General features: G+C 74.6%; 9 protein-coding genes. All 9 read right to left on the minus strand.

Features of this window, described 5'->3' with window-relative positions; translation table 11 throughout:
* Window positions 1–149: 149 nt before the first annotated feature.
* The 9 genes from ACZ6KY_RS24500 to ACZ6KY_RS24540 all read right to left on the minus strand — a co-directional run bounded on the left by ACZ6KY_RS24500 (window position 150) and on the right by ACZ6KY_RS24540 (window position 12,014).
* Window positions 150–926, minus strand: coding sequence for an ABC transporter permease (locus ACZ6KY_RS24500; protein ID WP_469312415.1), 777 nt, complete (start codon window positions 924–926; stop codon window positions 150–152).
* On the minus strand, window positions 923–1,873 hold the full coding sequence (locus tag ACZ6KY_RS24505) for an ABC transporter ATP-binding protein (RefSeq protein WP_469312416.1): 951 nt from the start codon (window positions 1,871–1,873) through the stop codon (window positions 923–925). The genes ACZ6KY_RS24500 and ACZ6KY_RS24505 overlap by 4 nt, the downstream gene beginning before the upstream one ends.
* Window positions 1,870–2,820, minus strand: coding sequence for a thiopeptide-type bacteriocin biosynthesis protein (locus tag ACZ6KY_RS24510; protein ID WP_469312417.1), 951 nt, complete (start codon window positions 2,818–2,820; stop codon window positions 1,870–1,872). The genes ACZ6KY_RS24505 and ACZ6KY_RS24510 overlap by 4 nt, the downstream gene beginning before the upstream one ends.
* Window positions 2,817–4,355: a hypothetical protein gene (locus ACZ6KY_RS24515; protein WP_469312418.1), complete on the minus strand. Its 1,539-nt coding sequence runs from the start codon at window positions 4,353–4,355 to the stop codon at window positions 2,817–2,819. Before ACZ6KY_RS24515 ends, ACZ6KY_RS24510 begins: the two co-directional genes overlap by 4 nt.
* Window positions 4,352–6,319 (minus strand): YcaO-like family protein, encoded by a 1,968-nt coding sequence (locus ACZ6KY_RS24520; protein WP_469312419.1) that lies wholly within the window; start codon window positions 6,317–6,319, stop codon window positions 4,352–4,354. The genes ACZ6KY_RS24515 and ACZ6KY_RS24520 overlap by 4 nt, the downstream gene beginning before the upstream one ends.
* Window positions 6,316–8,049, minus strand: coding sequence for a hypothetical protein (locus tag ACZ6KY_RS24525; RefSeq protein ID WP_469312420.1), 1,734 nt, complete (start codon window positions 8,047–8,049; stop codon window positions 6,316–6,318). Before ACZ6KY_RS24525 ends, ACZ6KY_RS24520 begins: the two co-directional genes overlap by 4 nt.
* On the minus strand, window positions 8,046–10,625 hold the full coding sequence (locus ACZ6KY_RS24530) for a lantibiotic dehydratase (protein ID WP_469312421.1): 2,580 nt from the start codon (window positions 10,623–10,625) through the stop codon (window positions 8,046–8,048). The genes ACZ6KY_RS24525 and ACZ6KY_RS24530 overlap by 4 nt, the downstream gene beginning before the upstream one ends.
* Window positions 10,622–11,674, minus strand: a complete 1,053-nt coding sequence (locus ACZ6KY_RS24535; RefSeq protein ID WP_469312422.1) for a hypothetical protein — start codon at window positions 11,672–11,674, stop codon at window positions 10,622–10,624. Before ACZ6KY_RS24535 ends, ACZ6KY_RS24530 begins: the two co-directional genes overlap by 4 nt.
* Before the next feature lie 136 nt (window positions 11,675–11,810).
* Complete coding sequence (locus ACZ6KY_RS24540; protein ID WP_469312423.1) at window positions 11,811–12,014, minus strand: thiopeptide-type bacteriocin; 204 nt, start codon at window positions 12,012–12,014, stop codon at window positions 11,811–11,813.
* Between the last annotated feature and the right edge of the window lie 114 nt (window positions 12,015–12,128).

Here is a 12,128-nt window from a genome sequence, read left to right on the forward strand (position 1 = left end):
ATCGGGGACCACGCGGTGTGTACGACAGGCAACGGCCTGGGTGTCGCAGATCAGGGGCACTTCGTCATCACACCGGAAAGGCCGGCGGCCGTGCGGCCGATGGCAGTCGGCGGGCCGGCCCGGCCGCGTCCGACCGTGCCGCCGGTCGGCTACCGGGCCGGGTCGCGACGGTACAGCCAGGCGGCTCCCGCGAGGAAGACCGTCGCCCAGATCGTGAGGTTGGCCAGTGCCACGCCGACCGGGCCGCCGGTGAGGGGGAGGCGGGCGAGTTGGCCGACTCCGTAGCCGGGGGTGAACGGGGCGAAGGAGCGGACCGACTCCGGCAGGAAGGGCAGCGGGACGAACAGGCCGCCGCACAGGGCGAGCAGTGCCAGTGCGGGGCCGACGAACTGCATGACGTTCTCGGAGGGCAGCACGAATCCCGCGAAGAGGCCGAGGGCGGCGAAGACCGAGGAGCCGAGCCAGGCGATCAGGCCGGAGAGCAGCCAGACCCGCAGCGGGGCCCGCACTCCGGAGGCCGCGCCGAGGGTGAACTCCACGGCCACCGACAGCAGTCCGAGCAGCATCGCGGTCAGCACCTTGATCGTGAGGTGGGCGAGCGGGAGCAGCGGCGTGACGCGCAGTTGCCTGGTCCAGCCGAGGCTTCGCTCGATCGCGACGGCGGCGCCGCAGGAGGTGGCGGCGAGCATCGAGCCGTAGACCGCCATGTTGATCATGGTGAGCCGGCGCACCCCCGTCTCTCCCGCGGCCTGGCCGGCCTGCGGCAGGCCGAAGGAGAGGAAGAACAGTGCGGGCATTCCCAGGGCGAAGACCAGGGTGCGCCGGTTGCGCAGCACCCGTCGCGCCTCCAGTCGCAGGGCCACGGTGTTGAATCCGCCGTACGGCGGGCGGGCGGAGGCCTCGGGGTCGGTTGTGGCGGGGGTCATCCGTGCTCCTCGGGGTCGGGCTCGGTGGTGCCGGCGGGCGACCGGGAGGAGCCGCGGCCGGTCAGTGCCACGAAGGCCGACTCCAGGGTGGCGGTGATCTCCAGGTCCCGGGCGGCGGTGTGGTTCAGCAGATGGCGGGCGACCCGGTCGGAGTCGCGGGTGCGCAGCATGACCGAATCGCCGTGCACCTCCGCGGAGTCCACGCCGGGCAGGGCTTGGACGGTCGCCGGCTCGGCTCCGGGCCAGAGCACCCGGATCCGGCGGCCGGTCGCCAGGTTCTTGATCCTCGCTGCCGGGCCGTCGGCCACCACGACGCCTTCCCGTACGACCACGATCCGGTCGGCGTGCGCATCGGCCTCGTCGAGGTAGTGGGTGGCGAACAGCACGGCCCGGCCGCGTTCCGCGTCGCGGCGGACCGCCTTCCAGAAGTCCTGCCGGGCCTCGACGTCCATGCCGGTGGTCGGCTCGTCGAGAACCAGCAACCGCGGTTCCGGCAGCAGGGCCAGCGCGAAGCGGAGCCGTTGCTGCTCGCCGCCGGAGCACTTGCCGACCCGTCGTCCGGCGATCGACGTCAGCCCGGCCACTTCCAGCACCTGGTCGACCGGTCTGGCCTTCGGGTACACGGAGGAGACGTACCGGACGGTCTCGGCGACCGTGAAGTCGCGCAGCAGGCCGCCGCTCTGCAGCGCGGCGGCCACCAGGCCGTGCCGGACCGCGTCCACGGGGAGGCGGCCGCAGACCCGGACGGTGCCCGAGTCGGGCCTGGCCAGGCCCAGCAGCAGGTCGATGGTGGTGGACTTGCCTGCGCCGTTCGGCCCGAGGAAGGCGACCACCTCGCCGGCTTCGACCCGCAGGTTCAGGCCGTCGACCGCCGTGACCTCGCCGAAGTGCTTGTGTACGTCGACGAGTTCGATCACCGCACGCCCACTCGGTCGACGTTGCGTCACGACGCACCGCCGTGCTGTTGGAGGAGGTCCAGCAGGATCGCGGCCATCATGCCCTCGCGGCCCGCGCCGACACCCAGCCGGTTCTGGGTCATGTGGAGTTGGGAGCCGAGGATCCGGCCGGCGCCGGGGGTGCCGTGGGACTCGGTCCACAGTTCGGCGGCCGGCCGGAGCCTGGTCGTCCAGGCACTCCAGCGGGACGGGGCGCCGTCGGCCAGGGCGGCCAGCGCCCCCGCGCTCGCTCGCAGCCGGTCGGCCTGCTCGGCGACGCCGCGGGCGAAGCGTTCGGCGGCTTCTCCCCGGCCCGGCCCGCCGGACCACTCGGCCCAGCCGTCGCGCACCGCGCGCAGCAGTGCCTGCTGGTCGCCGGGCCAGGCCGACAGGGTCGCGGCCATCGCCTCCAACCCGTCCGCGACGCTGCGGCCGTGTCCCGGGCGGGCCCGGCAGGCGCGCAGCGCCACCACGCTGGAGGCATGGAACAACTCCTCGTTGAGCGCCATCTGTCCGGGCCCGCCGTAGCGCCGGATCTCCGGCTCGTACACCGCCGGGTGGACACCCGGCGGCAGCAACTCGCCGAGGCCGAGTGCGTGACCGCCTTCGCCGAGGTCGGCGAGCGGCCGTGCGGCCTGCCGGTACGAGGCGGCGGTGATCCGGTCCTCGGGCGGCAGCTCGGCGGTGACGGCGTCCGTCCGGGCGGTCAGCTCCGCGGTGATCCGGGTGGCCGCCGGATCGCCCAGGTCGGCGATCCGCAGTCGCAGATGCGGACCGCCCTGCCAGTAGCGGAGGAAGAACCAGGGCCGGGGCGGGTCGCCCGGCCCCTGACCGGCCACGTGCTCCTCGACCACCGGAACCACGGCTCGGAGCAGCAGGTTCTCCAGCGCTGCGGGTCGCAGCGAGCCCGCGTGCAGGTGCCAACTACGCCATCGGCCCTGGGCGTCGGGTGTCCTCATGTGCGCAGGTCCAGCATCGGTTCGGTGAAGCGGGACGTCCCGCAGACGGTCATGAACACCGGGGTCTCCTCGCGGCGTAGGCCGAGCAGGGGCTGCACGTGGTACTCGACGAAGGAGCGCGCCGGACGGGCGACCAGCCCGTGCGCGGCCGCCGCCAGGCAGAGGCCGTGCACGCTCCAGCCCAGGCAGAGCTGGAGCAGGCCGAGGGCCGGCGGACCGAAGTCGTCGAGCAGCGCGTCGACGTCGACGGAGTGGACCCAGACCATCGCCGCGTGGCGCATCCCGGAGTCGGTGTTCGGCGAGGGCTGCTGGGCGAATCCGGGCTGGAGCGCGGCCATGATCCTGGGCCGGACCGGACCGGGCGTCAGTTCCCCGCCCTCGACCCGGTGGATGCCGGTCGGCAGACCGCCGACCCGTTGCAGGGCCACGCTCAGTCGGACCCGGTCGGCGACCTCGGCGAGCAGACGGTCCGGCGGGGGCCGGTCGGCCCACGCCAGCAGATCGGCGAGGCAGTCGGCGGAGACCTCGGAGGGCCGCAGCGCGAAGCCGTACAACCGGTCCGGCATCCGACCGGAGGTGCGGTTCCACAGCACCTCCGCCCAGTCGGTGCCGCCGGCCGGGCCGTCCTCGGGCAGCCCGCGGGCCGGTGGCGGCGGCCCTGGCGGCAGGCCGTGACGCAGGGCACTGACGGCGGCCATGTCCCGGACCGACGGATCGTCCGGCTCCAGCAGGGAGTCGCGGTGGTCCGACCCGCCGCCGGCCGGGCTGGGCAGCACCGTGCTCGGCCCGGCCGGGCCGAGGCCACCGAGCCGGACGGCCAGCGGGGCGGACCAGGTGCCGGGACCGGCCGAGCGGACCACGGCCTCGGCCTCGGCGGTGCTCCCGCCGTCCAGCGCGAGCCGGGCCTCCACCCCGAGCAGGTCCGCGGCCACGCACAACGACCGCAGATTGACCCCGAGTTCGACCTCGGTGACGGCGTACCGCATCCGGCCGTAGGCGGCGGGCAGGTCGCTGTAGCGGGCGGCCAGCAGCACCGATGTCCCGTCCCCCGTCAGCGCGGCCGCTCCCTCGGGCGGCGTCACGTCCACCAGCGCGTGCCGGTACACGTCGAGATAGCGGACCGCCGACCCCTGGGCGAGGAAGGCGTGCACCGGGTACTTCGCCCGCCCGGAGGCGACCGAACGGTGGTCGGCGTAGCGGTGCGAGGGCTCGCGGCGCTGGAGGCCGAAGGCGGTGGCCAGCAGGTGCCCGAGCCGGTCGCGCGGGGCCGGCGCCGCGACGGTCCCGGGCTCGCGGGGTCCGGGGTACGAGGTGGCGGCCAGCAGTTCGTGGGTGCCGAGCGGCAGCGGCACGCCGGTGGACGAGCGGGCCCACCGGGGCGGCAGGGCGCTGGTGGTGGGCGCCCCGTCGTCCACCAGGTGCTGTTCGCCGAGGTGCCCCTTGCCGGGGCCCTGCCGGAAGACGAAGCGGCGGACGTCGGCCAGGGTCGGCGCACCGGGTCGGGTGGCTGCGGACGCGGACGCGGACGCGGTCATGGGAAGGGGTGGGGGTCGAGGGGCAGGTCGGCCGGATCCGCGTCGAGCCGCGAGAGCAACCGGTCGAGGCCGGACAGGCGTTGGTGTGCCTGCCCGAAGCACATCGGCAGGATGCCGGGCACCACGCACTTGACCACCGACATGCCGAGCGCGGAGTGATCGGGGGTGGACTGCTCGACAGCCAGCACGGTGCCGAGCCCGGCCGCCCGGTAGAGGTCGAGCACGTATTCCAGCGCGCCGGTCACGTCACCGCGCGCCGCGCGGATCAACGGCCGCGGCCAGCCACCGAAGGCGTCCGCCAGCGGCAGCACCGGGCCGCCGAGGACCCGTTCGACCCGAGGCAGCAGTTCGGGGAACGTGTAGCGGCGCCAGTGCTGCGCCAACTCCTCCACCTGCCAGGGGTCGTCGATCAGCGGCTCCAGCGGCTTCGGATCCCAGTTCAGCCCGCCCGTCACCAACTGGGCCAGCTCCCACAGCGCCGAGCGCACCGCCCGCTCGGGATCCGGGTGGCAGCCGGCCGTGCTGAAGCTGGCCGGCAGACCCCCGTCGCGCCGCACCGCCAGCGCCCAGACCGCGGGCACCGGGATGTCGGCGGTGGCGACCAGCAGGTGGACGTCGTAGCCGTGCTTCTCGGCCGTCCTGAGCAGCAGCCGCGACTGGCGGTCGCGGACGGTGGCCGGATCGACGGCGGGCAGCGGGCGGGCGAGGTGCCAGGCCTGGAGGAAGGCGTCCCGCTCGGCGAGTTCGAGGAGCGAGTGCAAGGCCGCCTCCTCGAAGCCGCCGCCGAGGGCACAGCCGCTGGAGGATTCCAGGAAGGAGCCGCGCCGGCTCTCCCCCTCCGCCGCCCTGATCCGGTAGCCGTACCGGTAGAAGCCGATCTCGGCCGGGACCAGGCGGGGTTCGCCGCCGGTCAGTGGCCGGGCCCACACCCAGTCCAGCGGGGTGTCCTCGGTGTACCGCCGCACCTTGCTCGACGGGGAGGCGAGTTGGCGGTCGGTGTAGCCGCCGAGGGTCGCCGGGTCGAGCGCGAGAGCACCGAGCTCCCGGTGGGGCACGTCGGGGACGACGGTCGCCGCGTGCGGGTAGCCGGCCTGGCGCTCCATCGCCTCGTACATGCCGACGGCCTCGGCCTCGCGGAACCGCATCCCCCGGCCGAGACCGGACGGTGTCCCCGCCAGTACGTCGACCTCGCTCACCGGGAAGCTGCCCGACGCGTAGCGGGTGATCCGCACCACCGGGCCGAAGCGGGGATCCGCGAACGCGGCCCGCATCCGGTCCGGGTCCATACCGAAGGGCGCCGGACTCTGCCGGGTCGGTACCTCGGCCGTGGTCGGACGCCGCACCGGCCGTGGCAGCGCCGGCGGCCCGTCGGCGGCCGAGGCCAGCAGCGGCGGGCCACCCCCGCACAGGCGGCACCGGAAGGTCCGCATCACCCGGTGCCGGGCGACCACGCCGGTCCGCGAGACGGCCACCAGCTCACCGGGCCCGGGCGCGGCCTGGGCCGTGAGCACCGCACCGACCACCGCCTCCAGCCACGGCGACACGGGGACCGCCCGACCGGGGGCGGGGGTGCGCGCGTCGGGTTCGCTCCGGTGGGCGCCCGCCCGCTCGCGTTCGCGCCGGTCGCTCTCGGGGCGCTTCTCGGGGTCCCAGCGGCGGTAGGTGTCGGCGGCGGCGGCGCAGCCCGGGCAGGCCAGGGCGCCGTCCGGGGTCCAGCGTGGTCCGATCTGGATCTCGGTGGCGCCGATCCGGACGGACAGCAGATCCTTGCCCGAGGCACGGGCGGCGGCCATCGCCCGGCGTTCCCAGTCCAGATCGAGCTCGCCATGGGCGGTCAGCACGCAGCCGTCCAGTCGCTCGGCCCAGGTCCGCCAGTCCCAGGAGCCCGGCGCACCGGGGCCGATCAGGGGCCCGGTCGCCGACGGCTGTCCGGGGGTTTCCGCCACCGTGGTGTCCTCGGTCATGAGAGCCGCACCGGCCCGCAGTGGAGCGGGAGTTGTCCGGTGACCGGGTCGTGGGTCAGTCGCCGGGCGCGGACGGTACGGCCCCGGACGGCCGGTTCGGTGCCGAGGCGGCTCAGGGCCGGCCGCACCGCGGTCACCGGGCAGGTCTCCAACACGCTGGTGCCGACCGGCTGTTCGGCGAGCAGCCCGCGCACCTCGGGGTCGGCCTGGGCACGGGCGACGGCGGCGGCGAGGGCCGACCGGGTCGCGGTGGCCGGGGTATCGCCCCATTCGGTCGCGGCCACCGTCCCGTCCTGCTCCGTGACCGTCACCAACGACCAGCCGGACACCGGACACTGACGATGCGTCAGTTCCACCGTGCGGCCGAACCAGGACTCCAGGAGGCCGAACAGCGTCCGGCCTTCGGTGCTGCCGAGTCCGTCCCATCCGAGCCGGTCGCCCGGACGGCCGAGCAGGAGTTCGGCGCCGAGCTGACGCAGCACGCCGTCGAGCAGCCAGCGTCCCTCGGTCGTCCCGGCGGCGCCATCGGGCCCGGCCAGCCGGCGCGCCGCGGCCAGCAGCGCGCCGACGCCGGCGGCAGCGCGGTCCGGCCCCCACCCGGCGGCCCGGGCGGGGGCCGGACCGGTGAGCAGTTCGACGGTCTCCAGGCAGAACGGCAGCTGGTCCAGGTCCAGGTCTCGCCCGCGCCGCACCAGCCCGGTCCAACGGGTCGTCAGCGGAGTCCAGGCCGTCAGCAACTCCTCGGTCCCCGGCGGATCGGCGTCCTCCGTCGGCAGCACCGGGACGCCGAGTCCTTCGCCGTCCCCGGACGTCCCGGGCGACCCTGCGGGCGCCGACGGGGGCCCTGCCGCGGCTGGGACACCGTCACCGGCCGGCCCGTCCTGCGCGGCAGGGCCGTCCGGGAGGGGAACGCGGGTGGTCCGGAGCTGCCGGCCGTGGATCACCGTGGCCGTTCGGGGGGACCGGTCGAGATCGGTGAGGCCGGCCAGGACGGCGCGGGCCGCCAGCGCTCCGGCGAGGACCGCGCTGAGCGGGCGCGGGGCGCCGGCCTCGGGGTCCCCGGCCACCCAGGCCGCCGCGCGGTGGACGGCCGCTTCGAAGGCGGCCGTCCCGGTGGCGTCGTCCAGCTCGGCCACCAGGGCCACGTGCTCCCCGGCGTGCACGGCGACCACCCGGGTGCCGGGCGGCAGTGTCGCGGGCGGGCCGGACGGGTGCTCGTGATCCGCGACCAGCACCGCCCAGCCCGGATCCACCGGTTCGAAGCCGTCGGACAAGGCGACCGTGTCCGCCACCCCGTGGCGCCGCAGCGACCGCGCCGCCGTCTCGGCGGCGGGTCCGCTCCCCAGCACGCGCACCCGCGCGCCCCGGAGCCGCGCGAAGTCCCCGTAGGGGTCCGGGCTGTGGGCTTCCAGGTAGGCGAGTGTCTCGGCGTAGCGGGCCGCGGTGGCCCCGTCGGGTGCCGCGGTGGTCAGCGCGTCCAGGTCGAGCAGGACGTCCCGGTCCACCAGGGTGCGCAGGATCCGGTCGAGGACCGGGCGGGCGGACTCGCTCCCGAAGGCCGCCACGAGGGCGTCGACGTCGGTGCCGTCGCTGAGTTCCGCCAGCCGGCTGTCCAGGACGGTGTACAGCGTCGGCGGCCCCGCGAGGACGAAGGACTCGCCGTCCCGGGCGACGTGCACGCCCTGCCGGACGGGTGCGAAGTGCGTACCGGGGCGCAGTTTGACCCTCACTCGCCCTCCCCGGCGGACGCGGCCTGCGGCTGCTCGGAGCCCGGGCCGTGCGCCATGTCGTACTCCAGCAGCCACTCGCCGGCCGTGACCCCGCCGCGCACTCCGGGCAGGGCCTCCTCGAAGAACCCGGCGCTGCGGCGCTCCAGGAACTTCGGCAGCACCCGCACCATCAGCGCGCTGCCCAGGTCCAGGTACTGGGGCTTCTCCCGGCTGCGTGTCCTGAGGTAGCGGGTGAGCGCCGCGGCGGCGGCGTCGCCGGACAGCCGCTGGCCGGCCGGCATGCCGAGCGGGGTCTTCATGACGATCTCCTCGGGTATGTCGTGAGCGGCCCGCCAGCGCGTCATGGCGATCAGGTGGGCGGCCTCGTCCTCCGGCTCGCCGGCCGTCATGGACGGGAGGTCGTCCCCCGGGTACCAGCGGCGGCGCTGCATCACCACGTCCCCGGCGACCAGCCGGGGGTAGCGGACGGTGCCGCCGTCGAGGTCGCGTCGCTGGGTGTGCAGCTGCCCGACCGGGTCGAAGGCGACCCGGCCCGTGTCGTACAGCCAGACGGCCAGGGTGAGCGGCGTGGGCTGGAGTTCGACCCACTTCATGCCCAGCGACATCACCCGGACCGGCCGCCCGTCCCGGTCGAGCAGATCGAGCCGGTCGGTGGCCGGGTCGTGGGCCAGCGTGACTCCGAGCCAGTCCTCCGGAGTGAAGGTCTCGTCCAGCAGCCGCATCCGGTGGTTGATGTTGGCCCGGTGCAGTCCGCGGTCCTCGACCAGCCGGACGCCGTCGGAGCCGAACCGGTGCTGGATCCGGCGGGTGATCCGGGACGCGACGTCACTGCCGAGCTCGGCCTGAGCGCCGAGGAAGCGGGTGGCCAGCTGGCCGTGCCCGGTGTAGCAGGCGTTCAGCACCAGCCGGCCGTCGGCGGGCTGGACCAGCAGGCCGTACGACGCGGTGGGGAGCCGGAAGCGGTCGGGCAGGCCGTCCGCGAGCGAGGCGAGCAGGCCGGGGTCCACCGAGACCTCGGCGTCCTCGCCGGCCTCGCGGATCCGGGCGGCGAGGACGCCGAGGGCGGCGGCGCGCCGGCGGCGCAGCTCGGACAGCGAACCGTCGGCGGGGCCCCACTGCTCGGCGTCGGCCCGGGTGAGCGAGAGTTCCCGGCCGCGGACCAGGGTGACCAGTTCGTCGGCGTGGTCGAGCAGGTCGACCCGGGCACCGACGCCGAAGCGGTCGGTGAAGGCCCGGGTGAGCAGGGCGCGGATCTCGTGATGCCGGTCGAAGAGGCTCTGGAAGGCGGTCACCCGGCCGAGGTCGACCAGCGCGGCGCGGTAGCCCTCGGGCGAGACGGCGCCGGGTTCCAGCAGGTAGTCCTCGTTGACCTGGAGTTTGGCGGGGCAGGTGCTGAGCTCGTTGAGCGCGGTCTCGGCGGTACGGATCCTGTTGAGGGCGGCCCGGCGTCCGCCGACCGAGTCCCGGGCCATCAGGTCGAGGTCGGCGGCGATCGCGGCGACCGTCGCGGCTGCCTCCGGGTGGTGCTCGGCGAGCAGCTTCTCGGCGGGCGGCAGCGGGTCGGCGGCCTGCTCGTCGAGGACCGGGGCGGCCACCAGGATCTGCGCGTCGACGACGGCGGTGACCAGCCGGGCGGCATCCGGCTCGGGCACCGCGAACCGGCGGGCGAGTTCGGCGGTCAGCAGCTCGACCGGCAGCGGGCCGAGGACGGTGAGCTTCAGGACGGTGGTCAGCTGCTCGTTGAGCTCGGCCGCCAGGGTGCGCCGTCGGCCGTCCGTGACGTGCTGGAAGCGGATGTGGTTGCCCTCCCGCCGGAGCATCGCGTTGCGCTGGACGACGGCGGGGAGTTCACCCGGGCGGGGCGGGGCCGCGATGCCGTTGACCAGGCTGGAGAAGAGCGCCCGGTCGGGGGTGAGTACGGAGTGGGCGCGTCGGCGGTCGAAGGCGGCCTCGTCGAGGCGGCGGCCGTCCTCGGACCAGTCGGCGAAGCCGACGGCGGTGAGCCGGGACAGCGGACTGACCCGCAGCAGGGCGCGCGCGAGGTGCTGGAGCAGTCCGCGCTCGGACTTGCGCTGACGGGCGGTCGGCGCCCCCGGCGAGGCGCGGTAGCGCTGGGCCGCGTCGAGCACCTGGGGGGAGTTGAGGGCCAGCGACAGCTGGAAGGGCTCGGAGCCGACCGCCTGGGCGAGCCGTTCACGCTCCTCGGCGAGGAAGCCCGGCAGACCCGCCTCCAGTGCGGTACGGGCGAGCTGGCCGCGTTCGCTGGCGGCCAGCCAGGCGGTGACGGCCGGCGGGAGCGGCGTCTGCCAGCCGTCCCGCAGGTCGGCGGCGTCCGGGGAACGGTCGTTGAAGACGGCGCGCTTGAGCCGCAGCAGGCGGTGGCGTTCGCGGCCGACGGCGACCCCGGCGAGTTCGTAGAGCTCCTCGCAGACCTCGCCGGCCAGCGACCGGCAGTCCCGATGCGCGGTGAACAGGGCCCGCAGGACGGTACCGAGCCGGTCGCCGCCCAGGCGCACACCCGGGGTGGGATTCACCCGGTACATGGGTGTGTCGGCCAGGTTCCAGGACGTGGTCACGCCAGCTCCCTGCTGAAGGCTCGCACCCGCTCGATGGACGACACACCGGTCAACTCGTCGGCCCCCTCGCCCAGTCCGTAGCAGAGGTAGTACCGCTGCATCGGGGTGATGCCGAAGCAGGTCAGGCCGGCGTAGAGGACGTTCAGCACGATCCGGTGCGCGATGTGACGGTAGGAGGGCTTGCGCAGCATGCCGCCGTCCAGGACCGCGCCGATGAACTCGCTGCGGACCGGGGTGCCGAGCGGGTGCTCCCAGTCCCCGCCGCCGGCCGCGCCCTGAAGGACACGGTCGTCGACGGCCTGGCCGGCGGTGTGGGCCTCGGCCACTCCCCAGGCGTACTGCATGGCCCGCTCCCATGACCGCAGGGTGTCGCTCTGCACCGGTGCCTGAAGGGCGTCGAGGAAGACCTGACGGTCACTCAAGTAGCGTGCGGCGAAGGCGGATCTGAGGTCGGCGTGCTTCCCGGTCACCGAGGCGACGCCCTCGGCGTGCGAGCGGTACGGCAGCGCGCCGGCGCTGATGCCGCGCGGGTGGGTGCGGGCGAGCAGCGCGAGGACCTGGGCGAGGTGCGGCAGCAGGTCGGCCTCGGGGACGGCCAGCGAGCCGAGCGCCGGTTCGAGGAAGCGTCCCATGATCTGGTCGACGGCCTGGGAGAGCGCCGGGGAATCGGTGCGCGGCCGGTGCGGTTCGGCGATCACGGTGCCCTGCGGATGGCGGGGCAGCAACTCGTCCCGGACGTTCTCCCAGCGGGCGAGTTCCCGCGCGCGGCGCAGGTAGGTCTCCTGGTCCGGGGCGCTCGCGCCGCGGGCGGCGGCCAGTGCGGTCGCGGTGGCGACGAACTCGTCGGCGTCGACGGCCCGTTCGCCGTAAGGGCGGAGGGTCAGGAGGAGGTGTGAGCCGTGCAGCCAGCCTCGGCGCACATGGACCACGGGGAGCTGCTGCGAGCTTTTCAGGTGCAGCAGGGGCTCGCTGATTTCTCGCAGCAGCTCCCGCGGATTATCCGAATAGTCGAAAACCCGTATGGCCAGGCCCGGATCGATAGTTCGCATGACGACTCCAGGAAATGCACGATTCGGTCGGTCGGCGTGAAACCGGCGGCACGATCGCTGACGGCCGTTCGGTACGGTGTCACCGGCTCTGCCGGTACCCGACTACGAGAAGTCGGGGATGGTCAGCCGCGGGAGATCAGCAGCAGGAGGAGGAGGTGCTGAGCGAGCCACTCCCGACGTTGTTGAGCGTGTCCTCGGTGAGGATCTCCTCGCCGTCCTCGGTGTAGCCGATGATGATGATGACCGAGGCGCCCATGTCGGGCAGCGCGACGGCGTCGTTGGCGTCCAGGACGGCCAGCTCGTTGACGTCGAACGCGGCGAAGTCCACAGCAGTGCTCATGGGGTTCCTTTCGGATCGACCGGCGGGCTGCCGGTGGCTGGGCATGAGCTAACTGCCTGCCGGGAGACCCGGGCAAGGAATTCGAACGGCAGCAAAGTGCCGCCGCCTGCCTTT

It is taken from the genome of Streptomyces sp. NPDC042002 (assembly GCF_055588305.1).